Source organism: Bradyrhizobium sp. Leaf396, from assembly GCF_001424605.1.
Lineage (GTDB): Bacteria > Pseudomonadota > Alphaproteobacteria > Rhizobiales > Xanthobacteraceae > Bradyrhizobium > Bradyrhizobium japonicum_C.
The window spans coordinates 150883-175824 of sequence record NZ_LMQJ01000006.1 but is presented as its reverse complement, the minus strand read 5'-3'; the positions used below and the strand labels follow the sequence as shown (position 1 = coordinate 175824).

23 protein-coding genes are annotated in these 24942 nt (G+C 64.9%); 12 read left to right on the top strand and 11 right to left on the bottom strand.

Translation table 11 applies throughout. The features are described from left to right. Positions 1-106: 106 nt before the first annotated feature. The gene (gtdA, locus tag ASG57_RS08535) at positions 107-1147 is read right to left on the bottom strand and encodes a gentisate 1,2-dioxygenase (protein WP_024339193.1); all 1041 of its coding nucleotides are present in this window, start codon (positions 1145-1147) and stop codon (positions 107-109) included. A gap of 200 nt (positions 1148-1347) precedes the next feature. Here gtdA and maiA point away from each other — a divergent pair, with 200 nt between their 5' ends. Next, entirely contained in the window at positions 1348-1980 is a 633-nt protein-coding gene (gene maiA / locus ASG57_RS08530; RefSeq protein WP_024339192.1) for a maleylacetoacetate isomerase, read from the top strand. After that, positions 1970-2482, top strand: coding sequence for a MarR family winged helix-turn-helix transcriptional regulator (locus ASG57_RS08525; protein ID WP_057196047.1), 513 nt, complete (start codon positions 1970-1972; stop codon positions 2480-2482). The genes maiA and ASG57_RS08525 overlap by 11 nt, the downstream gene beginning before the upstream one ends. Before the next feature lie 97 nt (positions 2483-2579). Here ASG57_RS08525 and ASG57_RS08520 read toward each other — a convergent pair whose 3' ends face one another. From ASG57_RS08520 to ASG57_RS08495, 5 genes are all read right to left on the bottom strand, one after another. Then, a complete protein-coding gene (locus ASG57_RS08520) occupies positions 2580-4193 on the bottom strand; it encodes a benzoate-CoA ligase family protein (protein WP_057196046.1) in 1614 nt (537 codons plus the stop codon). Continuing rightward, positions 4190-5329 carry an FAD-dependent monooxygenase gene (locus ASG57_RS08515; protein ID WP_057196045.1) on the bottom strand — a complete coding sequence of 380 codons (1140 nt, stop codon included), beginning with the start codon at positions 5327-5329 and terminating at the stop codon, positions 4190-4192. Before ASG57_RS08515 ends, ASG57_RS08520 begins: the two co-directional genes overlap by 4 nt. Before the next feature lie 280 nt (positions 5330-5609). Then, a complete protein-coding gene (locus tag ASG57_RS08510) occupies positions 5610-6446 on the bottom strand; it encodes a cysteine rich repeat-containing protein (protein WP_057196044.1) in 837 nt (278 codons plus the stop codon). A gap of 149 nt (positions 6447-6595) precedes the next feature. Beyond that, positions 6596-7597, bottom strand: coding sequence for an NADP-dependent oxidoreductase (locus tag ASG57_RS08505; protein ID WP_057196088.1), 1002 nt, complete (start codon positions 7595-7597; stop codon positions 6596-6598). Positions 7598-7853: 256 nt separating this feature from the next. Then, positions 7854-8063, bottom strand: a complete 210-nt coding sequence (locus ASG57_RS08495) for a hypothetical protein (protein ID WP_035728909.1) — start codon at positions 8061-8063, stop codon at positions 7854-7856. A 196-nt stretch (positions 8064-8259) separates the two neighbouring features. Here ASG57_RS08495 and ASG57_RS08490 point away from each other — a divergent pair, with 196 nt between their 5' ends. Beyond that, positions 8260-8460: a hypothetical protein gene (locus tag ASG57_RS08490; protein WP_024339185.1), complete on the top strand. Its 201-nt coding sequence runs from the start codon at positions 8260-8262 to the stop codon at positions 8458-8460. 365 nt (positions 8461-8825) lie between these two features. On the opposite strand, the gene ASG57_RS08485 is transcribed toward ASG57_RS08490, so the two are convergent. Then, the gene (locus ASG57_RS08485) at positions 8826-9629 is read right to left on the bottom strand and encodes an ATP-grasp domain-containing protein (RefSeq protein WP_057196042.1); all 804 of its coding nucleotides are present in this window, start codon (positions 9627-9629) and stop codon (positions 8826-8828) included. A gap of 368 nt (positions 9630-9997) precedes the next feature. Between ASG57_RS08485 and ASG57_RS08480 the strand changes: the two genes are divergently transcribed. The 3 genes from ASG57_RS08480 to ASG57_RS08470 all read left to right on the top strand — a co-directional run bounded on the left by ASG57_RS08480 (position 9998) and on the right by ASG57_RS08470 (position 13033). Next, positions 9998-10771 carry a ferredoxin--NADP reductase gene (locus ASG57_RS08480; protein ID WP_024339183.1) on the top strand — a complete coding sequence of 258 codons (774 nt, stop codon included), beginning with the start codon at positions 9998-10000 and terminating at the stop codon, positions 10769-10771. A gap of 254 nt (positions 10772-11025) precedes the next feature. Further along, positions 11026-12714, top strand: a complete 1689-nt coding sequence (locus tag ASG57_RS08475; protein ID WP_200948537.1) for an FMN-binding glutamate synthase family protein — start codon at positions 11026-11028, stop codon at positions 12712-12714. Between the two features lie 76 nt (positions 12715-12790). Further along, complete coding sequence (locus ASG57_RS08470; protein WP_024339181.1) at positions 12791-13033, top strand: PilZ domain-containing protein; 243 nt, start codon at positions 12791-12793, stop codon at positions 13031-13033. 21 nt (positions 13034-13054) lie between these two features. Here ASG57_RS08470 and ASG57_RS08465 read toward each other — a convergent pair whose 3' ends face one another. Next, on the bottom strand, positions 13055-14350 hold the full coding sequence (locus ASG57_RS08465) for a hemolysin family protein (protein WP_057196041.1): 1296 nt from the start codon (positions 14348-14350) through the stop codon (positions 13055-13057). A 243-nt stretch (positions 14351-14593) separates the two neighbouring features. Here ASG57_RS08465 and ASG57_RS08460 point away from each other — a divergent pair, with 243 nt between their 5' ends. Next, positions 14594-16669 carry a methyl-accepting chemotaxis protein gene (locus ASG57_RS08460; RefSeq protein ID WP_057196040.1) on the top strand — a complete coding sequence of 692 codons (2076 nt, stop codon included), beginning with the start codon at positions 14594-14596 and terminating at the stop codon, positions 16667-16669. 95 nt (positions 16670-16764) lie between these two features. On the opposite strand, the gene ASG57_RS08455 is transcribed toward ASG57_RS08460, so the two are convergent. The 3 genes from ASG57_RS08455 to ASG57_RS08445 form a co-directional block, all read right to left on the bottom strand. Continuing rightward, positions 16765-18729, bottom strand: coding sequence for a carbohydrate porin (locus tag ASG57_RS08455; RefSeq protein WP_057196039.1), 1965 nt, complete (start codon positions 18727-18729; stop codon positions 16765-16767). A gap of 381 nt (positions 18730-19110) precedes the next feature. Next, positions 19111-19374, bottom strand: a complete 264-nt coding sequence (locus ASG57_RS08450; RefSeq protein WP_024339177.1) for a hypothetical protein — start codon at positions 19372-19374, stop codon at positions 19111-19113. Between the two features lie 138 nt (positions 19375-19512). Next, complete coding sequence (locus ASG57_RS08445; protein ID WP_057196038.1) at positions 19513-20319, bottom strand: creatininase family protein; 807 nt, start codon at positions 20317-20319, stop codon at positions 19513-19515. Between the two features lie 138 nt (positions 20320-20457). On the opposite strand from ASG57_RS08445, the gene ASG57_RS08440 reads away from it, so the two are divergent. From ASG57_RS08440 to ASG57_RS08420, 5 genes are all read left to right on the top strand, one after another. Beyond that, positions 20458-21480 (top strand): ABC transporter substrate-binding protein, encoded by a 1023-nt coding sequence (locus ASG57_RS08440; protein ID WP_057196037.1) that lies wholly within the window; start codon positions 20458-20460, stop codon positions 21478-21480. Between the two features lie 104 nt (positions 21481-21584). Further along, positions 21585-22400, top strand: coding sequence for an ABC transporter ATP-binding protein (locus tag ASG57_RS08435; protein ID WP_024339174.1), 816 nt, complete (start codon positions 21585-21587; stop codon positions 22398-22400). Beyond that, positions 22397-23215: an ABC transporter permease gene (locus ASG57_RS08430; protein WP_024339173.1), complete on the top strand. Its 819-nt coding sequence runs from the start codon at positions 22397-22399 to the stop codon at positions 23213-23215. Before ASG57_RS08435 ends, ASG57_RS08430 begins: the two co-directional genes overlap by 4 nt. Beyond that, a complete protein-coding gene (locus ASG57_RS08425) occupies positions 23215-24204 on the top strand; it encodes a 2-hydroxyacid dehydrogenase (RefSeq protein WP_057196036.1) in 990 nt (329 codons plus the stop codon). Before ASG57_RS08430 ends, ASG57_RS08425 begins: the two co-directional genes overlap by 1 nt. Next, positions 24204-24896, top strand: coding sequence for an AprI/Inh family metalloprotease inhibitor (locus ASG57_RS08420; RefSeq protein WP_024339171.1), 693 nt, complete (start codon positions 24204-24206; stop codon positions 24894-24896). The genes ASG57_RS08425 and ASG57_RS08420 overlap by 1 nt, the downstream gene beginning before the upstream one ends. Positions 24897-24942 lie beyond the last annotated feature (46 nt).

The following is a 24942-nucleotide window of genomic DNA, read 5'->3' as shown; positions in this document are numbered from 1 at the left end:
GTCATTGCGAGCGCGGCGAAGCAATCCAGACTCTTTCCACCGCGGCAGCCCGGATTGCTTCGTCGCAAGGGCTGCCCGCAATGACGATCTGGCTAGCACCAGAATCTCACGCGTTGCCGCGGTCCTCGCGGAACAGATCCAGCTTCTGCTGCACCGGGCGGTCCGAGAAGCTGAACAGCACCGCGTCCTCGTCCGCCTCGTGCGTGACCCAGTGCCAGCTCGGCACCACGAACAGGTCGCGCGGGCCCCATTCGAAAACGGCATCGCCGATGCGGCTGCGCCCCTTGCCTTCGATCGGGCAGAACACGGTGGCATCGGTCGACCGATAGCGCGCGGTCTTGAAGCCCTTCGGCAGCAGCTGGATGAAGGTGCCGATGGTCGGCATGGCGAAATCGCCGGTCTCGGGATTGCTGAACTTCAGCTTCAGGCCGTGGCATGCGTCCCACTCCTGGCTCGTGCGCGCCTTCTCCAGCGCCTCGCGGGTGTAGGCGTAGGGATAGCTGAAGATCGGCGAGGTCTTCGAGCTGCGCTTCACATCGACCGGCAACAGGTTGTGGCCGTAGCGCGCAAAGCTGTCGCCGGCGGGCTTCGTGATCTTCTGCTGATCCTCCTTCGAACCTTCCGCGAAGGAGCAGTCGAAGAACTGCACCAGGGGGATGTCGAGACCGTCGAGCCAGAACATCGGCTGATCGGTTTCATTGGAATGATCGTGCCAGGTCATCGAGGGCGTGATGATGAAGTCGCCGGGCTCCATCGCGGTGCGCTCGCCGTCCACCGCGGTGTGGGCGCCCTTGCCTTCGAGCACGAAGCGCAGCGCCGACTGGCTGTGGCGGTGCGCAGGCGCGACGTCGCCGGGCACCACCATCTGCACGCCGGCGTAGAGCGACGTCGTGATCTTGGATTGCCCGCGCAGGCCGGGATTCTCCAGCACCAGCACGCGCCGCTCGGCCTCCTTGGCCGTGATCAGCTTGCCGGCTTCCGTCATGTAATCGCGGATGACGTCGAATTTCCAGAGGTGAGGCCGGCAGGCGCTCTTCGGCTCCGGCGTGATGAGATCGCTCATCACCGTCCACAGCGCGGTGAGGTTTTCGCCGTCGATCTTTCTGTAGAATGCCTCGCGTTCCGGCGTCTTGGCCACGGCTTCCATGGTCGCTGCTCCCGATCGTTTGTTGATTGACAGTATACTGACGATCTAGGTAGCGTCAACGTAACGAAGGGCATACAAGCCACCGTCATTCCGGGCGTGCGCTAGCATCGGACTATGGTGCGCACTTGCGCGCCTGAGAATCTAGAGGTTCCGGGTTCTCGCTGCGCGAGGCCCGGAGGACAGAAAATTGGGAGGTCTACATGAAGCTGCACGGCTATTTCCGCTCCAGCGCCGCTTACCGGGTGAGGATCGCGCTGAACCTCAAGGGCCTCGGCGCCGAGCACCTGCCGCACCATCTGCGCAAGGGCGAGCAATGCGCGCCCGCCTATCTTGCCATCAATCCGCAAGGCCTCGTGCCGGCGCTCGAAAACGACGGCGGCGCCGTGCTGACCCAATCGGTCGCGATAATCGAATGGCTCGACGAGACCCACCCCAATCCGCCGCTGCTGCCCAAGGATCCGCTGCGCCGCGCCAAGGTGAGGGCGTTCGCGCTCGCAATCGCCTGCGACACCCATCCGGTACAGAACCTGAAGGTGCTGGCGCGGCTGCGCGAGCTGGGCCTGCCCGAGGAGAAGGTCCAGGATTGGGCAGCCTGGGCCAATCGCGAGGGCCTGTCGGCATGCGAGACCCTGATCAGGGACGAGCCGGGCCCGTTTTGCTTCGGCGATGAGCCGAGCCTGGCCGATCTCTGCCTCGTGCCGCAGCTCACCAATGCGCGCCGCTTCGGCGTCGATGTCTCCGCCTATCCGCGCCTGCTCAAGGCCGAGGCCGCGGCGAAGGCGCTGCCAGCGTTTGCGGATGCCGCGCCGGAGAAGCAGCCCGATGCCGAGTAAGCCGCTTCCTCCGATCACGATGGACGCGGTCTATGCCGCGCCGGGTTATCTGTTCCGGCGCATGCAGCAGATTGCGGTCTCGATCTTCATGGAGGAGTGCAAGGCATTCGATCTCACGCCGGTGCAATATGCCGCGTTGATCGCCATTCACACCCATCCCGGCATCGACGCCACGCGCCTCTCGGCGGTAGTCGCCTTCGATCGCTCCACGCTCGGCAGCGTGATCGAACGGCTCCAAGCCAAGGATTACATCGAGCGCAAGCCGGCGCCGGAAGACAAGCGCATCAAGCTGCTCCACCTGACCAGATCCGGCGCCGCGATCCTGCGCGAGATCATCCCCGCCGTCGAGCGCGCCCAGGCGCGCATGCTGGAGCCGCTGAAGCCCGCCGACCGCAAGGTGTTGATGGACCTTCTTGGGCAGCTCGTCGATCTCAACAACGAGGCGTCGCGCGTGCCGCTGCGGGCGGAGGATGCGATGGAGCATCTGGGGAAGGCGGGCTAGTGGAGTTTGAGGCGATACAGTTGCGTCATCTCCGCCGTCGTCCGGGGCGCCGTAGCGCGAGCCCGGGACGACACCAGCAGTGCTTCGGCAGTGGTTGCTACAACCTGAGCAGCGCCTGCCGATCGATCTTCCCCGTGCCGGTCTTCGGCAGCTCGTCGATGAAGATGACCTCGCGCGGATATTTGTAGGGCAGCAGCTTGCCCTTCACATAGTCCTGCAGCCTGCGTGTCGTTTCGCCGTGGTCAACGGCGCGGTTGTTCATCACCACCACCGCCTTCAGCGTCATGCGGCGGTCCGGCAGTTCGGCGGCGAACACAGCGCATTCGCGGATGTCGGGGTGGTCGGCGAGGCACAGCTCGACCTCGAGCGGGTAGACCCATTGGCCGGAGATCTTGATGAGGTCGTCGGCGCGGCCGCGGAAAAAATGGAAGCCGTCGGCATCGCGGATGAAGCGGTCGCCGGTATAGATCCAGCCACCGTCGCGGATGGTCTCGGCGGACTTGTCCGGCCGGTTCCAGTACAGCGGCGTATTGGAATCGCCGCGGACCCACAGGATGCCTTCCTCATTGTCGCCGACGTCGCGTCCGTCCGTGTCGCGCAATGCGACCTCGTAGCCGGGCACGCGCAGGCCGGCGGCGCCGAGCTTCTTCTGCTCCGGACGGTTGGACAGATAGATGTGCAGCACCTCGGTCGAGCCGAGACCCTCGACGATTTCGAGGCCGGTCAGGGTCTTCCAGCCGTTGAACACCTCGGCCGACAGCACTTCGGCCGCCGAAAGGGACATGCGCAATGACGAGAAATCCGTCTTGTCCGCGCCTTCGGCCTTGGTCAGCGATGTGTAGAGCGTCGGCAGGCCGAAGAACACGGTCGGCTTGTACCGCTCGATCGCGGCGAAGATCGCGGCAGGCTTCGGCTGACCCGGCAGCAGCAGCGTCGCCGCTCCGGCCGAGAACGGGAAGGTGACGGAATTGCCGAAGCCGTAGGCGAAGAAGATCTTCGGCACCGAGAAGCAGATGTCGTCGGGCGTCAGCTTCAGGATGTTCTGCGCGAAGGCGAGATCGCTATAGGCCATGTCGTGCTGGAGATGCACGATGCCCTTGGGCTTTCCGGTCGAGCCCGACGAGTACATCCAGAACGCCATGTCGTTGCGATGGGTGTCCGCTTCCCTCAGCTGGGTGGAGAATTGCGCAAGCCAGTCTGCCGCCGCGAGCACCCTCGGTGCGGCGTGGTCGCCGGGCGCGCCGTTGACAGCGATCAGCGTATGCAGCCGGGTGTCCTTGCAGGCCTCCGCATTGAAGCGCGCGCAGAACTCCGCGTCCGCGACCGCGACACTCGCCCCGGAATCGGCGAGATAGAATTGCAGCAGGTCCGGCGGCGTCAGCGTGTTGATCAGGAGCGGCACGAAGCCGGCCCGCACCGCACCGAAGAACGCGGCCGGATAGGCCGGCGTGTCGTCGAGGAACAGGAGCACGCGGTCGCCGCGCTTCAGGCCGAGCGAGGCAAGGCCATTGCCCCAGCGGCACGCTTCCGCGCAGAGTTCGGCATAGGTTCGCGTACCCGCCGGGCCCATGAGCGCGCATCTCTCACCACGGCCCTTGCCGAGATTGTCGAACAGCACGCGGCTGGCATTGTAGGTGTCGGGGACGACAAAGCCGATCTCGCGTGCCCCCGCGCTGTCGGCTGGCACCTGGTCGCGAATCTCGTTGCTCATGCCGCATCCCCGGCATTCCTGGCGGCCTCGTAGCGCGCCATGAAGGCCGGCGACATGTGGCGCAGGCGTGCGTCGTCGATGCGGCCGGAGCGGGTGATGTAGCTGTAGGCGAAATCCAGCAGGGGAAGCTTCATGTGCTCGGCGAAGTGTTCGTACCAGAACGCACTCGTGCGCGCGGCGTTGACGAGCTTCTGCACGATGGGCTTGCGCGCGGCCTGATAGCGATGCAGCGCCGTCGCAAGATGCGCGTCGGATTCCAGCGCCTTGACCAGCGCGATCGCGTCCTCGATCGCGAGCCGCGTGCCCGAGCCGATCGAGAAATGCGCCGAATGCAGGGCGTCGCCGAGCAGCACCATGTTCTTGAACGACCAGTGCTCGTTCCAGACCCAGGGAAAGTTGCGCCAGATCGATTTGTTGGAGACAAGGCAATGGCCGCCGAGCGTGTCGGCGAACACCTCCTCGCAGACTCCCTTGGATTGCTCGACGTCCTTGTAGGCGAAACCGTAGGCCTGCCATGTGGCGTGATCGCATTCGACCAGGAAGGTGCTCATGCTGGGCGAATAACGGTAGTGATGGGCGTTGAAGGCGCCGCGCTCGGTCTTCACGAAGGTCTGCGACAGCGTGTCGAAGCGTTTCGACGTACCGTACCAGACGAACTTGTTGGAGGAGTAGGACAGGGAGGTGCCGAAATCGCCTTCGAAGGCGCGGCGCACCAGCGAGTTCAGCCCGTCGGCGGCGACGATCAGGTCATGGCCGTTGAGCTGGTCGATGGTGTGGATCTGCGTGTCGAAGCGAGGCGTCACTCCGACGCCGAGCGCACGCTGCTGCAGGAATCTGAGGAACTCGAGCCGCCCGATCGAGGAGAAGCCGACGCCATCGATGGCGACGCTGTCGCCGTGCAGGTGCAGCGTGATGTTCTCCCAGCTCTCCATGTGCGGCGCGATCGCATCGACCGTTTCGGGGTCGTCGGCGCGCAGGAACTCCAGGGCCTGATCGGAGAACACGACGCCAAAGCCCCAGGTCGCGTCGGCCGGGTTCTGTTCGAACAGATCGACCTGATCCTCGGGGTGACGCTTCTTCCAGAGATAGGCGAAGTAGAGCCCGCCGGGCCCCCCGCCAATCACGGCGATCCGCAACGTCTGCCTCCCTTTAATTGACAGTATACTTACTATCTAGGGGTAGACTAATGTGCTCCAGCCGCTGGCGCCAGCGGAATTATCGGCAAGCCTGCGTGCGGCACCTCGGCCTCGGATGCGTATAGGCGTGCGTCCAAAATCGTCTGGTCAGAACCATAGCCAAACCACTCCGGAATGGCCACCGCAGTGTCAGGCGGACGCTGTAGCCCAAACCCCATTCACCGGCTCGCCGGTGGCGGCGGACGACCGGACCAGGTTTGGGGATCGCGACCTGCCTCGCCTATCGCGCGGCGAATCGCCCCAGCACGTCCCTGCAGGCCGGTGACAGCGATGCGGCATTGCTGGCGAGGCACTGGATGATGCGGCCGCCGCCAGCCTCGACGCCGGCGCAGATCGCGCGGATGTCGGCTCCGCAGGCCGATTGGGCGACGAACAGCTGCTCGCGTGGCCGCAGCGGGCGGAGCACGAGCACGGTCGGCGCCGCAGCGGGCGCCGTCGCGGGAGCTGCGCCTGCGGGCGCAGCCGTCGCCGCTGTGCCGGATGCCGCGCCCAACGCGGCTTGGCAGGAGGGAGAGACCTTGGCCTTGTTTTTCTCCAGGCATTCGAGCGCGGCCGTTCCGCCCGGGGGCACGCTGGCGCAGACCTTGGGATAATCGCCACGGCAAGCGCTCTTGATGGCCGAGACCTGGGCAGTGCTCGGCTGCTTGGCGGGAGCAGTCTTAGGCGCCGCGGCAGTGGCCGGCTTGGCAGGTTCTGCGGGAGGCACACCAGGCGCGGCCTGGGCCTTCGGTGCTGCGGGTGCCGCCGGCGCGGCCTCGGTCTTGGGTGCAGCCGGAGCGGCTTCAGCCTTCGGCGCCGCCGGAGGCTCGAGCGCGCGCACGGCAGTCTGGCATCCCGGTGACAGGCTGGACATGTTCTTCTGCAGGCATTGAAACGCTTCCGCGCCGCCAGGCGTCACGCTCGAACAACGTGCCATGAAGTCCGAACGACATGAAGAGCGGATCGCGCTCTTCTGGGCCTCGGTCGGTGTCTGCGCGATCGCCACTGTTGCCGTTGCGAGGAGCGCTGCCGCCAGCAAGGTCACGCGCGCGGATGTGTGCTTCAACGTATTGAACATCTGACTGCTTTCCCGCCCCTGTCGGCAAACGCCGTCGGCTTCCTGAGATGTGATGCGATTGCAATCGTCGCGAGTGGTGCCCGCGACCGATATCATTGGCCGCTTCAGCCCCACCTGCAAGGTCAATTATTCCGGTGCAACCTGCCTCGTCAAAGCCTGATCATGCGCTTGCCGCGGTTTTCGCCCGCGAGCAATCCGATCAGCGCCTTCGGCGTGTTCTCGAGGCCATCAATGATGTCTTCCTGCACCTTCAGTCTGCCGGACTTGACCCATGCCTGCAGGTCGGCGAGTGCGCGCTGGCTCTCCTTCATGTAGTCCATCACGATGAAGCCCTGCATGGTCAGCCGCTTCACCACGATCAATCCAGGCACGCCGCGCGGGCCGTGTGCTGCGGGCGCGCCGTCATATTGCGAGATCGCGCCGCAGCAGGCGATGCGCCCGTAATTGTTCATCTGCGGCAGGCAGGCTTCGAGAATGTCCCCGCCGACATTGTCGAAATAGACGTCGATGCCTTTCGGAGCGGCTGCGCGCAGCGCCTTGAACAATGCGCCGTCCTTGTAATCGACGGCGGCATCGAAGCCGAGCTCGGAGGTCAGCCAGTTGCACTTCTCGGCTCCGCCGGCGATGCCGACGACGCGGCATCCCTTGATCTTGGCGATCTGCCCGACGATCGAGCCGACCGAGCCCGCGGCCGCCGAGACCACGACCGTCTCGCCCTCCCTGGGCTTGCCGATCTCCAGCAGGCCGAAATAGGCGGTGAGGCCGGCGATGCCGAACACGCTGAGCAGGTGCGTCATCGGCTCGAGCTTCGGCATCTTGGTGAGATGCTTCGCCGGCACCGCGGCATATTCCTGCCACCCGGTGTCGCCGAATACGATGTCGCCGGGCGCAAGCTCGGGCGCCTTCGAGCTGACGACCTCGGCGATGGCGCCGCCGGCCATCACGCTGTTGGCTTCGACAGCCGAGCGATAGGTCGCACCGTGCATCCAGGCGCGGTTCGCAGCATCGAGCGAGATGTATCGGACGCGCAGCAAGGCCTCGCCGTCCTTCGGCTCCGGCACGGCGCCCTCCACCATCTTGAAATGCTCGGGGCCCAGCTTGCCGCTGGGCTTCTCCACCAGCAGAATCTGGCGATTGACGTTGCTGCTCATGGACATTCCCTCGTCGATGGTCTGATTATCGATGCCGGCGTTCAAACAAACGTGCGAAGCCGCATTCGCCGTGCGCTGTGCGAGGCTAGATCGCAGCGTTCCATTGCACAACGGGAACATCCTGCCAACGGCTGGACGCCGACATCCTGCTCTCCGGCGTGGCGCGCGCGACAACGCGCCGCTCAAGCACATCTCTCCGAGCGTGATCTCGATGTGGCGTGTGCCGGCCGAGCTGCTCGCTGCCGTCTGACCGGACTCAGGGCCGTCCCGTCACGTTGAAATCCGGTCTTGCGTGACCGCGCATCTCCGTGGCCGGCGAAGTGCCCAGCAATCGCGCCGGCACGTGTCTGCCGGTGAAAGTCTGCGCATCCATGCTCTGCTGCATGTAGAGCTGCCCCGCGACCAGTGTCACGGCCGCACAGGCGAGCACGAACATCGCCAGAGCCAATTGGTGCGCTTCATTCATGTCCGCAGCTCGAAAGACTGGAAACTGCTGATTTAGCTGCCAAAAGGACGGTGCAACGTTGATGTTGCGCAACTTCAGAGGTTGAATTCTCTCCGGCAGACTACTTAGGGGACTCGCCCTAAGATAAGCCGCGCAATCGCGCGACCCGGCGGTTCCGTTTAACAACGCCTTAGCGGAACAGAGTCCGGAGAGCCCAATGAATCATTCGATTTATAGCGCCGACCGCGCCACTCATTCGAGGATCGTCATCGTCGCGCTGCTGGTTGCCGCGGCCGTCGCCGGCCTTGCCGTTTCCCGCCACGCCGATGTGAGAACCGTATCGGTCGAGAGGGCCGCCGTATTCAAGCCTAGCAAGGCGGTGGTTCTGAGCGGTTCGGCCATCGTCGCCGTCCGCTGACCCGGAGATCCCCGATGCGAATGAGCAGAACTGAGGCCGGGATTGCCAACAAGCCGTTTGACGCGGCGTTCTGGTCCGTTGCAGCCGTCCTTAGCGGGGCGGTTGTCTATCTCGCCCGTCTGATCTAGCGGGCCGCGAGCCCGTCAGAGGCCGATGCCGTCTTGCGAGCGGCGTGCCGCCGCGCATTTCGTTATTGTTTGCGCTGGCGCAACCGACACGACCAGATGCGCGATAGCGTCTTGGAGCCTGGCGGCTCTCTCTGAAACCCCGATGCAGTTGCTATGGCAACGAGGCTCGGTAATTCCGGGCCTCGTTCTATTTTGCCGATTGGCTGTCGAAGGATATCGGCGGTCAGCGCTGGCGGCTCAGTGCTCCGCCTCGAAGATCCGGTCCAGCGCCGCCTCATACGCCGCATGCACCATTTCCGGATGCAGCTTGCCCAGCGCTTCCATCATCACGCCGGAATTGATCTCGAGCACTTTCCATTCGCCGCCGACGCGGACCACGTCGATGGACGCGAACGCGATCCCGATGGCGCTTGCGGCGGCGCTTGCGAGTCTGACGCAAGCCGCGCGAACCTCGCCATCGCCGAGCAATATCGGCGTTGCGCCGGCATCGAGATTGTGCCGCCAATCTGTGCCACGCCGCTTGCTGTAGACGACGAGCGGGAGATCACCGAGCAGCACCACACGGACTTCGTCCTCGATCGCGACATAGGGCGAGATCACGAGTCCGGCGCTCATCGAAAACACGTCGCGAACCGCGCGGTCGAGCTCCGCCTCCGTCGTCGCCTTGAACACGGCCCGGCCCGAGGTGCCCTCGTTCGGCTTCACCACGACGCCTTGCGAATTCTGGGCGAGCAGCATCAGCATCTCACGGCGCCAATCGGTGCCGGCGACGTGAATGCCCAGGCTCGGATTGAGGAACAGGTGATGCGGAACGCACGGCACGCCCGCCAGCGTCAGCACCTCGGCGGTGGCCGACTTGTCATTGGCGAGGCGGTGGGCGATGGCGCTGTTGAGGCCGATGTCGTAGCCGAAGGCGAAGTGACGCTTCGCACCCTGGCGCATCGCGATCAGCCAGCCACCCGCGCGGACATCGACCGCGATGCCATGCTCCGCGCAATAGCGCCTGATCGCCTGAACGAAGATTCGCTCGCCGCTCGCCATACTTTTCGTTTCTGTCGCCAAAAGCCGTAAATGCGCGGAAAGGGCGCCAGCCGGGATGAAAATCAGAGCTATTCTTAATGAATTTCTCGCGAGCGCAGCAGAAATTAACTGCTCCAACCACGCGGCTGAGTGGAAGGAAATTGCCTGCCGTGCCTGCTCGGGAGGGGAATCGTTAATGCTGTGGCCAGTTCTGCCGCAAATGCCGGTTTGACCGGCATCAATTGCATCCGGAACGAGGTTGATTATTGGTCGCAATGGCGTAGATCACACACGCGAAATCCTCCGCCATGGCAATGGTGTCCGCCCCCATTTCAGGGCCGGGCTACGCTTTTGCCCGAAAGCCGCAACTATTCGGAATATCGAGAATCATGAGCGCGTTTTACCGAGAGAAGGTTCTTTCCGTCCACCATTGGACCGACACGCTGTTCAGCTTCCGCGCCACGCGCGATACCGGCTTCCGGTTCCAGAACGGCCAGTTCGCCATGATCGGCCTCGAGGTCGACGGTCGTCCGCTGCTGCGGGCCTACAGCATGGCGAGCGCCAACCACGAGGAAGAGCTGGAATTCTTCTCGATCAAGGTTCAGGACGGCCCGCTGACGTCGCGCCTGCAGAAGATCAAGGAAGGCGACACCATCCTGGTCGGCCGCAAGGCGACGGGCACGCTGATCACCGACAACCTGCTTCCCGGCAAGCGGCTGATGCTGCTGTCGACCGGCACCGGCCTTGCGCCCTTCGCGAGCCTGATCAAGGATCCCGAGGTCTATGAGCAGTTCGAGAGCATCGTGCTGGTGCACGGCTGCCGCCAGGTCTCCGAGCTCGCCTATGGCGAGAAGCTCGTCGCGACCCTGCGCGAGGACGAGCTGTTCGGGGAGCTGCTCGCGGACAAGCTCGTCTATTATCCGACCGTGACCCGCGAGCCGTTCAGGAATCGCGGTCGCATCACCGACCTCATCAGCTCCGAGCAGATATTCAACGACATCGGGCAGTCGCCCCTCGACATCGAAACCGACCGCATCATGATGTGCGGCAGCCCGGCGATGCTCGAAGAGCTGAAGGCGATGTTCGAGAGCCGCGACTTCGTGGAAGGCTCCGGCAACAAGCCCGGCCATTTTGTGATCGAGAAGGCCTTCGTCGAGCGGTAAGCTCGGTTGGAAAGTGGCGTGATCGTGCGCCACGTTCAGCTCGTCGTCCCGGCTCTGCCGCTCAAGCTTGCCCGGGACGGCAGCTCTGTCTGGTGGCGGCTGTCGCCCTTCCATCCTCTTGCTGCACCGCAACCCGGTCCATCGGGCTGATTGATTTCTCTCGGCCGGATTCGCTAGCCTGAAACAAGGGCCGCGTCATATCCGTATGACAGGCGCGGGCGTATCGTAGCGCCTTCTGGCGAGAGGATGTGATCGTGGCCGAGGACAACAAGACGCAGCAATCTCCCAAACGTCTGCCGCTGGCGGAAGAGGGGATCATGGAGACCCTGCTGCTTCCATTCTCGCCCCGCTTCATTGTGCTGACGATCTGCGCGATCGTCACCGCGCTTCTCATGGGCATCGGCCTGGCGGATCGCAAGATCTTCGACATCATGCTGGTCCCGATCCTGATCTTCGGCGCGCTGACGCTGCTCGGGGTGCGCGATCTCCTGCAGAAGAGCCACGCGGTGCTGCGCAACTACCCGATCTCCGCGCATATCCGCTTCCTGCTCGAAGAGATCCGGCCCGAGATGCGGCAGTATTTCTTCGAGAGCGAGAAGGACGGCATGCCGTTCTCGCGCGACACCCGCGCGGTGGTCTATCAGCGCGCGAAGATGGAGCTGGACAAGCGGCCGTTCGGCACCCAGGAGGACGTCTACCGCGAAGGCTACGAGTGGATGCATCATTCGGTGTCGCCGAAGCCGCATGCCGCGGAAAAATTCCGTGTCGTCATCGGCGGGCCGGATTGCGCAAAGCCCTACTCCGCCTCGGTGTTCAACATCTCCGCGATGAGTTTTGGCGCACTCAGCCCCAACGCCGTTCGGGCGCTGAATGCCGGCGCGAAGAAGGGCGGCTTCGCGCACGACACCGGCGAGGGCGGCGTCAGCCCCTACCACCGCGAGATGGGCGGCGACATCATCTGGGAGATCGGCTCGGGCTATTTCGGCTGCCGCCATCTCGACGGCACCTTCGATCCCGAAGCGTTCGCGCGCGTCGCGAGCGACGACCAGATCAAGATGGTCGAGCTCAAGGTCAGCCAGGGCGCCAAGCCGGGCCACGGCGGCGTGCTGCCTGCGGCGAAGGTCTCGGAGGAGATCTCCAAGATACGAGGCGTAGCGATGGGTGAGGACTGCATCTCGCCGGCCTCGCACCGCGCCTTCTCCACGCCGGTCGGCATGATGCAGTTCGTCGCCGAGATGCGCCGCCTCTCCGGCGGCAAGCCGGCCGGTTTCAAGCTGTGCATCGGGCACCCCTGGGAGTTCCTGGCGATCTGCAAGGCGATGCTGCAGACCGGCATCTATCCGGATTTCATCGTCGTTGACGGCAATGAGGGCGGCACCGGAGCCGCGCCGCTGGAATTCATGGATCATCTGGGCATGCCGATGCGCGAGGGCGTCAATTTCGTCCACAACGCGCTGGTCGGCATCAATGCGCGCGACCGCATCAAGATCGGCGCCTCGGGCAAGATCGCGACCGCTTTCGACATGGCGCGCGCGATGGCGATCGGCGCCGATTACTGCAACTCGGCGCGCGGCTTCATGTTCTCGCTCGGCTGCATCCAGTCGCTGAGCTGCCACACCGACCGCTGCCCGACCGGAGTCGCGACGCAGGATCCGACGCGCGCCCGCGCGCTCTACGTGCCGCTCAAGATCGATCGCGTGTACAATTATCACCACGCGACGCTGCACTCGCTGACGGAGCTGATCGCCGCGGCCGGCCTCGACCATCCGCAGCAGCTGCGGCCGATCCACTTCACCCAGCGCAGCTCGACGACGGACGTGAAATCGTTTGCGCAGCTCTATCCGGCGCTGCGCCCGGGCGAGCTGCTCGAAGGCACTGAAGACCCGCGATTTCGCGACGCCTGGCGAATGGCGCGCCCGGAGACGTTTCAGCCGGCGCTGTAGGATGCCGGCTGCCTGATTCATCCCGACTTCAGCCCGCACTTAACGTTTGTTTCAACTTTGGGTGTAAATTGGGCTCATGGGCGACGAACGACGCAGCAGGGCGAGACATCGCGTGCTGAAGGCCGGAACGATCGAGTTCGGCGGCGGCGCGATCGACTGCACCGTCCGCAACCTTTCCGACACCGGTGCGGCGCTCGATGTCACGAGCCCCGTCGGCATCCCCGAGCGCTTCACCCTCTTCGTTCAGGCGGATGGAACTCACCGGGCCTGTACCGTGGTATGGCGCAAGGAAAGGCGGATCGGCGTGAAGTTCGGGTAAGGCCACACAGGCGTGCTGAACTCACGCCGCGGCCTGCTCGCTCCGCCGGGTCGCCAGGATCTTGTCGATCCTGCGCCCGTCGAGATCGACCACCTCAATGCGCCAGCCGCCGGCGTCGAAGGCATCGCCGGCGCTGGGCAGCACGTTGAACTGTTGCAGCACGAGGCCGGCCACTGTGTTGTAGCGGTGCGGCGGCAATTCGATGCCGAGCAGCTCGCCGAATTCGTCGGCCGGCATCCAGCCGGAGATCAGGAGCGAGTCGTCGGCGCGCCTGACATAGGCCGGCTCCGGCGGTCCCGCCTCGGAATGGAAGGCCCCGACAATGGACTCGAGGATGTCGGCAGCCGTCACCATGCCTTCGAAGGAACCGTATTCGTCATAGACGAAACCGACGTGAACCGGCGCAGCTTTCAGGATGGCCAGCACGTCGCGCGCATCAGCCGACACCGGAATGCCGGGCGCCTCGCGCACCAGCGCGCGCAGGTCAGGATCGCGCTCGTTCATATAGGCGACCAGCAGGTCCTTGGCCTGGAGCACGCCGATCGGCGTGTCGCGGTCCCCGTCGGAGACGGGAAAGCGCGAATGCGGGCTCTTGGCGATGATTTCCTGGATGACCGCCGGATCGTCGTTCAGGTCGATCTCGTCGACCTCCGTGCGCGGCGTCATGACCGCACCGACCGGCCGATCGCCGAGCCGCATCACGCCCGCGATCATCTCTTTCTCGCCGGGCTCGAGCACGCCCGCGCTCTCGGCCTCGCTGACGAGGTGATGGATCTCGTCCTCCGAGACCTTCTCGTCCGCTTTGCCGCCGCGGCCGAGCAGCGTGAGGATCAGCTTTCCCGAGACGTCGAGCAGAAAGACGAGCGGCAGCGATATTTTCGCGAGCACGTGCATCGCGGGCGCGACCCTGACTGCGATGCTTTCGGGGTCGCGAAGCGCGACCTGCTTCGGTACCAGCTCGCCGACGATCAGCGTCGCGTAGGTGATGAGCGTGACGACGATGCCGACGCCGACGATGTCGGCAATGCCCTTGGACAGCCCGAGCTCGAGCAGCCATTGCGTCAGCCGCTGTCCGAGTGTCGCGCCCGAGAACGCCCCGGAGAGCACGCCGACCAGGGTGATGCCGATCTGCACCGTCGAGAGAAACTTGCCGGGATCGGCGGCCAGCGTCAGCGCCCGCTCGGCGCCGCGCACGCCCTTGGCCGCGAGCAGCGACAGACGCGCCGGACGTGACGAGACCACGGCCAGCTCGGACATGGAGAGCAGGCCATTGATGACGATCAGCACGACGACGATAGCGAGTTCGAGTGAGAGCATTGACCTTCCGGAGGTAAATAAGTGTGTCGCGCATCGGCGCGCCAGTCACTGATATAGGTATTACTGAGGAGAATGCGGGCAATTCTGCGTATTTGGCATCGAAGGGAACCCGCGTCCGCCAGCGGTATCCAGGCCGCCGCGACGACCTGACGCTCCGCGGAACTACGGATCGTTGCTTAACGGGGTCTTAGTGGCCCGACGGCTAGGTTTCGACATTGCAGAAATCTAGCTGGGGACTGAAAGATGCGGATTGGGAAGCTCTTCGCACTGTCGATGCTGACGGTGACGGTATTTGCAGTCATCCTCGGCGCAGAGGTGCTGATACCCCAGGCGCGCATCTTCACGAACCGCTCGGACGCGATCAAAACCGTCGACGCTTTTGGCGCGACGCTGATGGCCAGCCAGCACGTCGCGAGCCTTCGCGCGCCCTACATCGGACCGATCTTCCAGGAAGGCGCTGCGACGCAGGCGCAGCTCGAAGCTGCGACGAAGGCTGCGAAAGCTGCCGAGGCGGGCTTCGAGGCGGCACGGCGCGCTGTCCTGGTGCTGGATGACGGGGCCGCCATCGCCGAGAATATCGACCGGGCCGCACGGCGACTGAAGGATATCACCACCGCTGCCGATCGGGCGATGAGCGTTCCGCTCGCGGCGCGTGACAGCGCGGCGACAAAGGGCTTCCTGCCCGGTGTTGCCGAGGTCATCGGCCACATCGAACCGGTCATGAACCGTCTCGAGGCAAAGGTCGTCAATGTCGATTCCTCGCTGGCCGCACTCCTGAGCCTGGCGCGAACGGCTCAGGATCTGCGTGTCTCGGCCGGCAGCCGCGCCGCCACGCTGTCCCCGGCGCTCTCCGCACGCCGCCCGCTCACCGCGGCTGAACTGTCGCTGATGGACCGCATGCAGGGACGCGTGGAGGCCGATCGCGAGCGCATCGAGGCCGGAGTCGACCAGCTTGGAAATCCCGCCCGCATCGCCGCCGCGCTGAAGGCGGCAACGGAATCCTACTTCGGACAAGCAGCGGTCGCCGTGGACAAGGAGCTTCCTGCGGCCCGGAGCGACGGCAAGTACGGCGCCACGGCGGACGAGCTCGCGAAAGTCATCGTGCCGGCGATCCAGATGTTCTACGGCGTGCGTGACGCCGCGCTGGCGGAAGCAGCCGCGCGCGCCTCCGCCGCGCGCGACGGCGCGCTGGCGATGCTCGCGCTCGCCGCTGTCGTCGTGACGGCGCTGCTCGGGACGCTCGCTGGCGTGACGATCATGTTGCGCAGGCGCGTGGTGACGCCGCTTGCGAAGCTCGCCGACGTGATCGGGGTGCTCGCCGCAGGACGGCACGAGGTCGAGATCCCTGCAACGGGCCGCAACGACGAGATCGGCCAGGTCGCGGGCTCGCTCCAGCACTTCAAGGATTCGCTGCTCGCCAAGAAGGCCGCCGACGAGGCCGCCGCGGCCGAAGCCGAAGCGAAGCTCAAGCGCAGCCAGCGCATGGACCAGATCGCGCGCGAGTTCGAAGCCATGATCGGCGACGTGATCAATACCGTCTCGTCGGCCTCCTCGGAGCTGGAAGCGTCGGCGGGAACGTTGACGAGCACGGCCGAGCAGTCGGAAAAGGTCACCGCGACGGTGGCGGCCGCGTCCGAGCAGGCCTCGACCAACGTGCAGACCGTCGCCGCCGCGGCCGAGGAGATGGCCTCGTCTGTGGACGAGATCAGCCGTCAAGTCCAGGATTCCGCGCGCATCGCCGGCGAGGCAGTGCAGCAGGCGACGCGCACCAATGATCATGTCGGCGAGCTCGCCAGGGCCGCGGGCCGCATCGGCGACGTCGTCGAGCTCATCAGCCAGATCGCCGGCCAGACCAATCTTCTGGCCCTCAACGCCACCATCGAGGCGGCGCGCGCCGGCGAGGCCGGCCGCGGCTTTGCCGTCGTCGCCTCCGAGGTCAAGGCGCTGGCCGAGCAGACCGCCAAGGCCACCGGCGAGATCAGCCAGCAGATCTCCGGCATCCAGGCCGCGACCGAGGACTCCGTCGGCGCCATCAAGGCGATCGGCGACACCATCACGCGCATGTCCGAGATCGCGTCCGCCATCGCATCGGCGGTCGAGGAGCAGGGCGCGGCGACGCGGGAGATCTCTCGCAACGTTCAGCAGGCCGCGCGCGGCACCCAGCAGGTCTCCGCCAGCATCGTCGACGTGCAGCGCGGCGCCAGCCAGACCGGATCGGCCTCCGCCAACGTGCTGACGTCCGCGAAGTCGCTGTCCGGCGAGAGCACCCGTCTCAAGGCCGAGGTCGGAAAATTCCTGGACGCGATCCGGGTGGCGTAAAGGCCGCAGAATATTGGCTCGATGCAAGCCGAGGACAAGAACACCTCTCCCCTCCGGGGAGAGGTGAACGACCATCGAGCCCGTGCTGAATAGGCTCAGAACTCCCCGTGCAGCCGCCCCGAGAACACCGACACGGGTCCGCGATCGGCGTTGTAGGCGGGGTTGACGATGAGCTGGTAGTCGCCGGTGAGGGTGAGGTTCTTGTTCAGCGCGTAGGCGTAATAAGTCTCGAGGATGCGCTCCTTGCGGTAGTTGAGCGCGCCGTCGCCGACGAGAACGCCGAGGCCGCCGGCGGCGAGGAAGTCGCGATAGTCCCGAGAAATCGCGTTGATGGCGCCGCCGATGCCGATCACGTCGTCGGAGCGCCCCCATGCCGCGCCCCTGATCGAGAGGCCGCCGGACAGGCTGCGATGAATGTCGGTGAAGGCGAGGGTTTCGGTCCTGCCGTCGTTCCAGCTCCAGCGGCCGAACAGCCCGACATCGTCCGTGATCGCCTGCTCGACGTTGAGCACATAGCCGTACTTCAGGCGGCCGCGCCGGGTCCGCGCGATGTCGAGGTTGAGTCCGGGATTGTCCAGCGTCTCGCGGAAGCTGCCCATATTGGCGCTGTCCAGCCAGCCTATGGTCCTGAGCTTGCCGGGGCGGCCGAACAGCGAGAGCCGGGTCTCGAGCTCGAGTAAGTATTGCCCGCGCTCCCCGACCCTGGTGTCGAAGTGATTCCCATTGGACTCCGCCACCATCAGGAAATAGCCGCCGCGCAGTGCCCATTGCCGCTGGTTGAGTTCGGCAGTGACGCCGTAGGTGAGGCCGACTCTGTCGGCGGAATAGTCGAAGGCGCCGGGCGCCCAGATCGACCAATTCATGAAATCCCGGCGGGTGTCCTTTGCATAGGCATTGCCGTCGAACACGTCCACCACCGCGAACTTGCCGGCCTGCAGGGTGAGGCGTGACACGTCGGCCTTCTGGGCGAGCTGCAGCTGGCCGCTCGCGAGCTCCTCCTGCTCGCCGCCAAATCCAAACGTCTGGCGCACGAACAGGCGCGAGGCGTTGTAATGTGGGTAAGGGAAGTTCGACTTCTGCGCCTCGCCGTTGGGAAAGCCCGCTGCACCGACGGTATCGTTCAATCCAAAACCCTGAAGCAGTTCGGGATTGTAATAGACCTCGCCGCCGTCCCAGAGCCGTGCGTTCAGGAACAGGCTGTTGCTCCACGTCGCCTTGGCCTGCCGCGACGGCGAGAGCGAGTTCGGTCCGCTATAGAGCGCGGGAAATGACGGATAGCCTTGCGGCAGATAGGTGCTTTGGCCGTGGATCTCCCAGCGATCGGATTCCGTGTCGAAAAGAGAGCTTTTCGGGTTGTAGCTCGGCAGGCCCGGCCAATCGACCTTGCGATTGAGGCCGAGGCGGATGGCGTGCATGTTCAACGTCGATGCGTAGTTCACGCCCGACGGAAAGCTCACCGCCGCGCGGTCGAAACCCTGATAGAGATATTCGAGCCGTGCCGTCCAGTGCGGCGCAAACCCGTATTCGAGGCCGGCTCCAGCCGCCCAACCGAGTCTCGTGTGCAGTCGCCTGTCCTCGACGTCGTTGATGGGCGTCGAGAGAAAGCGCTCGCCGGCAAAGGCGAGCCCGCCGGTCGCGTAAAGGAGCCAGTTGCCGCTGGTGTAGCCAAGCCGCGCGCGCAGGCTCGCGACATAGTCCCAGCGCTCCTCCGCGCTCGACAGCCCGGTCGCAGCCGATGACACGACGTGATTGGAGGGCAGGTAGTTCGGAAACGAGATGTCGCCTTCGACGCCGAGCAGGACCCCCGAGCTGAGGCGCCAATTGTAGCCGGCCTGGACGCCCCCGGTCATGCCGTTGAACACGTGGTTGTCGGTCGCGACCGTGGGATCGGCGAGCGTGGCCGAGGACGTGCCGCGGGTGAATCCGGTGTGCATGCCGATATAGAGTCCGGTCCAGTCGTAGACCGCTTTCAAGGCGGGGGCCTTCAGCACCAGATCAGCCGCCTGGCCGGCGGCGGGAAAAGCCAGCGCGCCCCAGGCAATCGCCGCAGCCGTCCGCAAGGACCTGTAACGGTGACCTCTCAACGTCAAAACGCACGCCCCCAAACGCAAGTCTATTCCACCCGCCGCAGTATCCCTGCCGATTCGCAGGGGCCCTGTCATCAAGCCTCAATCGTCCACGCGAACCGATGCAACTTAGCCCCAAGTTCCCACGGCTACCGCAGCATTATTGCAATTCATTCGCAACTGCAAAATGTGGGGATTGCTGCAAGTGGATGCTTCGCACTGCTTTGTGACGGGGGTGCAACAACGGCTCCGGCGCAGGAAATGGATGACCCCGCCCGGGGGGACAGCCGGACGGGGTCGGGGGCACGACACGGGGTGGATGAGGCGCCCGTGTCGGACACAGGATCCACGTGAGATCGGCCTCAGATACTCAGATCAGTAGCAGGTACGAACGCGGCCGACGTACTGGCCGAAGGCGTTGTATTGGGCGACCCAGCCGCAGCGATGATAGCCGTAGTAATAGGGGTCGTTGCTGGCAGCCATCGCGGAGCCGACGACGGCGGCGGTGGCGAGGCCGGCACCCATACCCCAGACCCAGGCGGGCTGCTTGGCTTCAGCCGAGGAGGTGGTGGACACGATGCTGCCGGCGACGGCGAGGGCAGCGAAGGCGACGGCGGCAATCTTGGTCCTGGTCGACATGAGAACTCCATCCGGATTGAGGCGGTCCGTTGTGGCCCGCGTGCCCAATTGGACGGAGCCTCTTCGCGTCCGGTTCGAATCCGGCGGATGAGGCGCTGGTGCGCGCCCTTTTCCCGAACGAATCCAGATGGATGTGAGCTAACCGAGGGGGCCTTTGGCCAGCCTGTTCACGTCGAAGTTATCGACCTCGCCGAGCAGCTCGCAAAAGCCCGTCGCGCCCTGATCGATCAGCTGCTCGCCTTTCTCGGCCACCGCCAGCGTCGCATTGCCGACTGCACCGCTGGCATTCAGATCCTGCGCCTGCCAGGCGAACGGCGCCGGACGCTGGGTCGACAGCCAGCGATACTGCCGCTCCATCGCGATGCTGCTTGCAGGAAAATCCGCGATCGCGCTCTTGCGCACCTGGTCGGGATAGCGCGCCAGCATGATCGAGGTCTCGACCGCGCCGCCGTGAATGCCGTGGCGTACTTCATCGGCCGGGAACAGCTTGTCGGCGCCGGAGAGCCGCGACCACGACGTCGTCACCACGAACAGCTTCCGATGCGCGCGAAGATCCTGCGCCACCAGCATCATGGCCGCGCTGTTGCCGCCATGGCTGGTGACGATGACGAGCTTCTTCACGCCGCGGCGTGCGACGTCCTCGCCGATCCCCGTCCATCTCTTCAGCGCGGTTTCGGTCGGCAGCGTCTGCGTCCCCGGAAAGTCGATATGCTCGGTGGAGATCCCGATTGTCTCGACCGGCAGGAAACAGGCCGGAACGGACGCCGGCAACAACTCGCGTACGCGCGCCAGATAGGCGTCCGCGATCAGTACGTCGGTTGTCACAGGCAGATGCGGGCCGTGCTGCTCCGTCGCAGCCAGCGGCAGCACCGCGATCCATCGCGACACATCCGCGAGGCTCGCATGAGCCCAGTCGATGTCGATCCAGTCGCGAGGCGGCGTCATCAAGGTTTCCCTGCCTGAATTTGTCACGTAATTTGGGGTATGAGGGGACGCGGGCCCGGCCGGCTCGCGTCCCCTGGCGTCATGCGGTTCTATCGCGTCGCGTTCATATCGGCCAGCCACGATCGACGGAGTGCCATCATGACCCCCTCTCATTTGCGGCTAGCGCTAACGGCGGGCCTGATCGCCGCTCTGGTCGCTCTTGCACCGGCCCGGGCCGAGACGCTGGACAAGGTCACCTTCGGCACCAACTGGGTCGCCGAGGCCGAGCATGGCGGCTTCTTCCAGGCGGTCGCCGACGGCACCTACAAGAAATACGGGCTTGACGTCACTATCGTCCCGGGCGGCCCCAACGAGAACAACCGCATGCTGCTGATCGCGGGCAAGATCGATTTCTTCATGGCCGCGAACACGCTGATGTCGTTCGACGCGGTCACCAACAACGTGCCTGTCGTCACCATCGCCGCGATTTTCCAGAAGGATCCGCAGGTGATGCTGACGCATCCGGACGCGAAGGTCGGCAAGATCGAGGACCTCAAGCCGCTGACGCTGTTCGTCTCCAAGGAGGGCATGACCAGCTACTTCCAGTGGCTGAAATCCGAATACGGTTTCGGCGAGAAGAACGTTCGTCCCTACAATTTCAATCCGCAGCCCTTCATCGCCAATCCCAAGAGCGCGATGCAGGGCTACGTCACCTCCGAGCCTTTCGCGGTCGAGAAGGCGGCCGGCTTCAAGCCCAACGTGCTGCTGCTTGCGGATTACGGCTTCAACACCTATTCGACCCTGATCGAGACGCGCCGCGACATCGTCGAGAAGAAGCCCGACCTTGTCCAGCGCTTCGTCGATGCTTCCATGATCGGCTGGTACAACTACCTCTACCGCGATAACTCCGCCGGCAATGCCATGATCAAGAAGCTCAATCCGGAGATGACCGACGATCTGCTCGCCTATTCCGTCGCCAAGATGAAGGAGCACGGCATCGTCGATTCCGGCGACAGCCTGAAGAACGGCATCGGCGCGATGAGCGACGAGCGCTATACTTCCTTCTTCAACAAGATGGTGAAGGCCGGCGTCGTGAAGGCGGACCTCGACTTCCGCAAATCCTATACGCTGCGCTTCGTCAACAAGGGCGTCGGCGTCGAGCTGCGCCCCAACAAGCCGTAGCGCATGCCGGGACCAATCCACGGTGTAGCGGCGTCGCCCACCTCTCCCCGATGGGGAGAGGTCAAAGACGCGGCGCGACCGAGCTCCACAACGGCCGCCCATCAATGATGGCGAATCCGACGCCACCCACCGTCGAGGCCAAGCTGACGGCTCTCGCCGTCAGCCTGCGCGGCGTGACGAAAGCCTATGACAACGGCGTAATGGCGCTCGGCCCCCTCGACCTTGCCGTGCGCAAGGGCGACTTCATCTCGCTGCTGGGGCCGTCCGGCTGCGGCAAGTCGACGGCCCTGCGCATCATCGCAGGCCTCACTGCGGCGTCTTCAGGCACGGTGCGGGTGGCGCGGCCGGAGGGCGAGATGCAGCCGGGCCACGGCATCGGATTCGTGTTTCAGGAGCCGACCCTGATGCCCTGGACCAGCGTGCGCGAGAACGTGAGGCTGCCTCTGAGGCTTGGTCGGATTCCGAAGGCGGAGGCATGCGCGCGTGCCGACGCGGCGCTCGCCAGCGTCGGGCTGGCCGATTTCGCCGACGCCTATCCGCGCGAGCTCTCCGGCGGCATGAAGATGCGGGTGTCGCTCGCGCGCGCGCTCGTCACCGATCCCGACATTCTGCTGATGGACGAGCCGTTCGCGGCGCTCGACGAGATCACGCGCTTCCGCCTCAACAACGATCTGCTGGCGCTATGGCGAGCGCTCGGTAAGACCGTCATCTTCGTCACCCATTCGGTGTTCGAATCCGTCTACCTGTCACAGCGCGTCATCGTGATGACCGCGCGGCCCGGCCGGATCCAGGCCGACATCCGCATCGAGACCGTCGAGCCGCGAGCCGAGGAGTTTCGCACCTCGGCCGCCTATTCGGACTACTGCCGAAGAGTGTCGGCTGCGCTGGCGCCATCCTATGCGGGACGGTCGACGCTATGACCGCGCAAGCTGCCGTCACCGCAAAACCGTCCGGCGCACGACGCGCGATGCGTTTCGTGCTTCCCCTCATCGTGTTCGCGGCGGGGCTCATCGCCTGGGAGCTGCTGGTCCGCCTCAAGGGGATCCCGCCCTATGTGTTGCCGGCGCCGTCTGTCATCGTCCTGACGCTGATAAAGGACTGGGCCGTGCTTTCGCAATCGCTGGCCACCACGCTGCTGACCACGCTGGAGGGTTTTGTCGCCGCCAGCATCGGCGGGATTGCGCTGGCGCTGCTGTTCAACCAGTCGAAATGGGTGGAGTACTCGCTGTTCCCCTATGCAGTCGTGCTTCAGGTGACGCCGGTCATCGCGATTGCGCCGCTGCTTCTGATCTATCTCGAGCAGCAGACTGCGGTCGTGGTGTGCGCCTTCATCGTCGCCTTCTTCCCGGTGCTGTCCAACACCACGCTCGGGCTGAATTCGGTCGATCGCAACCTCGCCGGCCTGTTCCAGCTCTATGGCGCCTCGCCGCAGCAGACCCTGCGCTTTCTCAAGCTGCCCGCGGCCTTGCCCTACATTCTTGGCGGCCTGCGCATCGCCGGCGGCCTGTCGCTGATCGGCGCGGTCGTCGCCGAGATCGCGGCGGGAACAGCCGGCGCCGGCTCCGGCCTCGCCTACAGGATCGCGGAATCGGGATATCGCCTGAACATACCCCGCATGTTCGCGGCGCTGCTTCTGTTGTCGCTCGCCGGGATTGTCATCTATGGGGTGCTGGCGCTAGTTTCGCACCTCGTTTTGCGGCGCTGGCATGAGAGCGCGCTTGGAAAGGAAGACTGATGACCGCCGGTTCGATTTCGTCCGAGAAGATCGACCTTCTGATCTATGGGCCGGTGCGGCCGATCCTAGAAAACGGCTTCTCCGATCATTTCGTCGTGCACAAGGCCGAGACGCGCGGCGATCTCGAGCGGCTGACGCCGGCGGTCCGCGACAAGATCCGCGGTGTCGCGGTGACCTATCACACCGTGCGCGCCGACAGGGATTCGCTGTCGCAGCTGCCCAAGCTGGAAATGGTGGCGAGCTTTGGTGTCGGCTACGACCACATCGATGCCAAATATGCGGCCGAACACGACATCATCGTCACCAACACGCCCGACGTGCTGACCGAGGAGGTCGCCGACGTTGCGATGGGCCTCTTGATCGCCACCCTGCGCGAGTTCATCAAGGCCGACCGCTATGTCCGCTCCGGGCTCTGGCAGACCCAGAACTATCCGCTGAGCGTCGGTTCGCTGCGCGACCGCAAGGTGGGCATCGTCGGCATGGGCCGGATCGGCCAGGCCATCGCGCGCCGGCTCGATGCCTCGCTGGTGCCGGTGGTCTATCACTCCCGCAATCCGTCCAAGGACGTTTCCTACAAGCACTATCCCGATCTGATCGAGATGGCGAAGGCGGTGGACACGTTGATGGTGATCGTGCCCGGCGGCGCCTCGACCAACAAGATGATCAATGCCGAGGTGCTGAAGGCGCTCGGCCCGCGCGGCGTGCTGATCAACGTCGCGCGCGGCTCGGTGGTCGACGAGCCGGCGCTGATCCAGGCGCTGAAATCCGGCACCATTCTCGCCGCCGGCCTCGACGTGTTCGCGGCCGAGCCGAACGTGCCGGACGAGCTCAAGTCCATGCAGAACGTCGTGCTGCTGCCGCATATCGGCTCGGCCTCGGTGGTGACGCGCAACGCGATGGACCAGCTCGTGGTCGACAACCTCAAGGCCTGGTTCGCCGGCAAGGCGCCGTTGACGCCGGTCGCGGAAACGCCGGTCAAGGGGCGCTGATGACCGCGCCTCGGCTCCTCGCATTCGCCATCATGGCATGTGCAGCCGCGGTGGGTTCTGCGCGTGCGCAGGATGCGACGAGCCTGAAGAAGCAGATGCCCGGTCAGTGGGAGCTCTCGACCACCGAGCGCAGCAAGACCTGCGTCGTCACGCTGAAGGGTGATGCCGCTGGCCAGGGCTTAAAGCTGGAGCTCGAGCCGGCCTGCAAGACGGCGCTGCCCTTCACCAAGGACATCGTCGCCTGGAGCGTCAGGGGACTCGACATCGTCCGCCTGCAGGATGCGGCCGGCGAGGCCGTCATCGACTTCACCGAGGTCGAGGCCGGCATCTTCGAGGGCTTGCGGCAGGGCGAAGGCGTCTACATCCTGCAGGATCTCGCCGCCGCGCGTTCCATGGCGAAGTCGATGGACCAGATGATCGGCGACTGGTCGATGGTGCGCGGCAACGGCCAGCCGGTCTGCGGGCTGACGCTGACCAACACCGAAGCGGACCCGGACAATTTCCAGGTCTTCCTCAAGCCGAGATGCGACGCGGCGGTTGCGCAGTTCAATCCGACGCAATGGCGCCTCGAGCGCGGCCAGATCATCCTGATGTCGAAATCGGGTGAGGCCTGGCAATTCGAGGCCGACGATCACGCCCAATGGCGTCGTGTCCCCGACACCGCCGATCCCCTGATCATGCTGCGGCAGTAGGCGGCGGCTGATAACGTTGATGCCGTGCCGCGTTTGGTCGGGTCCC

Excerpts from the sequence above, each read along its gene's own strand:
- ASG57_RS08445 (WP_057196038.1), bottom strand. The coding sequence starts at position 20,319 with ATGACGCCGCCTCGCGACTGGATCGACATCGACTGGGCTCATGCGAGC.
- ASG57_RS08485 (WP_057196042.1), bottom strand. The coding sequence starts at position 9,629 with ATGGCGAGCGGCGAGCGAATCTTCGTTCAGGCGATCAGGCGCTATTGC.
- ASG57_RS08525 (WP_057196047.1), top strand. The coding sequence starts at position 1,970 with ATGCCGAGTAAGCCGCTTCCTCCGATCACGATGGACGCGGTCTATGCC.
- ASG57_RS08495 (WP_035728909.1), bottom strand. The coding sequence starts at position 8,063 with ATGAATGAAGCGCACCAATTGGCTCTGGCGATGTTCGTGCTCGCCTGT.
- ASG57_RS08470 (WP_024339181.1), top strand. The coding sequence starts at position 12,791 with ATGGGCGACGAACGACGCAGCAGGGCGAGACATCGCGTGCTGAAGGCC.
- ASG57_RS08460 (WP_057196040.1), top strand. The coding sequence starts at position 14,594 with ATGCGGATTGGGAAGCTCTTCGCACTGTCGATGCTGACGGTGACGGTA.
- ASG57_RS08420 (WP_024339171.1), top strand. The coding sequence starts at position 24,204 with ATGACCGCGCCTCGGCTCCTCGCATTCGCCATCATGGCATGTGCAGCC.
- ASG57_RS08430 (WP_024339173.1), top strand. The coding sequence starts at position 22,397 with ATGACCGCGCAAGCTGCCGTCACCGCAAAACCGTCCGGCGCACGACGC.
- ASG57_RS08490 (WP_024339185.1), top strand. The coding sequence starts at position 8,260 with ATGAATCATTCGATTTATAGCGCCGACCGCGCCACTCATTCGAGGATC.
- ASG57_RS08435 (WP_024339174.1), top strand. The coding sequence starts at position 21,585 with ATGATGGCGAATCCGACGCCACCCACCGTCGAGGCCAAGCTGACGGCT.
- maiA (WP_024339192.1), top strand. The coding sequence starts at position 1,348 with ATGAAGCTGCACGGCTATTTCCGCTCCAGCGCCGCTTACCGGGTGAGG.
- ASG57_RS08520 (WP_057196046.1), bottom strand. The coding sequence starts at position 4,193 with ATGAGCAACGAGATTCGCGACCAGGTGCCAGCCGACAGCGCGGGGGCA.
- ASG57_RS08505 (WP_057196088.1), bottom strand. The coding sequence starts at position 7,597 with ATGAGCAGCAACGTCAATCGCCAGATTCTGCTGGTGGAGAAGCCCAGC.
- ASG57_RS08450 (WP_024339177.1), bottom strand. The coding sequence starts at position 19,374 with ATGTCGACCAGGACCAAGATTGCCGCCGTCGCCTTCGCTGCCCTCGCC.
- ASG57_RS08480 (WP_024339183.1), top strand. The coding sequence starts at position 9,998 with ATGAGCGCGTTTTACCGAGAGAAGGTTCTTTCCGTCCACCATTGGACC.
- ASG57_RS08465 (WP_057196041.1), bottom strand. The coding sequence starts at position 14,350 with ATGCTCTCACTCGAACTCGCTATCGTCGTCGTGCTGATCGTCATCAAT.
- ASG57_RS08440 (WP_057196037.1), top strand. The coding sequence starts at position 20,458 with ATGACCCCCTCTCATTTGCGGCTAGCGCTAACGGCGGGCCTGATCGCC.
- gtdA (WP_024339193.1), bottom strand. The coding sequence starts at position 1,147 with ATGGAAGCCGTGGCCAAGACGCCGGAACGCGAGGCATTCTACAGAAAG.
- ASG57_RS08425 (WP_057196036.1), top strand. The coding sequence starts at position 23,215 with ATGACCGCCGGTTCGATTTCGTCCGAGAAGATCGACCTTCTGATCTAT.
- ASG57_RS08510 (WP_057196044.1), bottom strand. The coding sequence starts at position 6,446 with ATGTTCAATACGTTGAAGCACACATCCGCGCGCGTGACCTTGCTGGCG.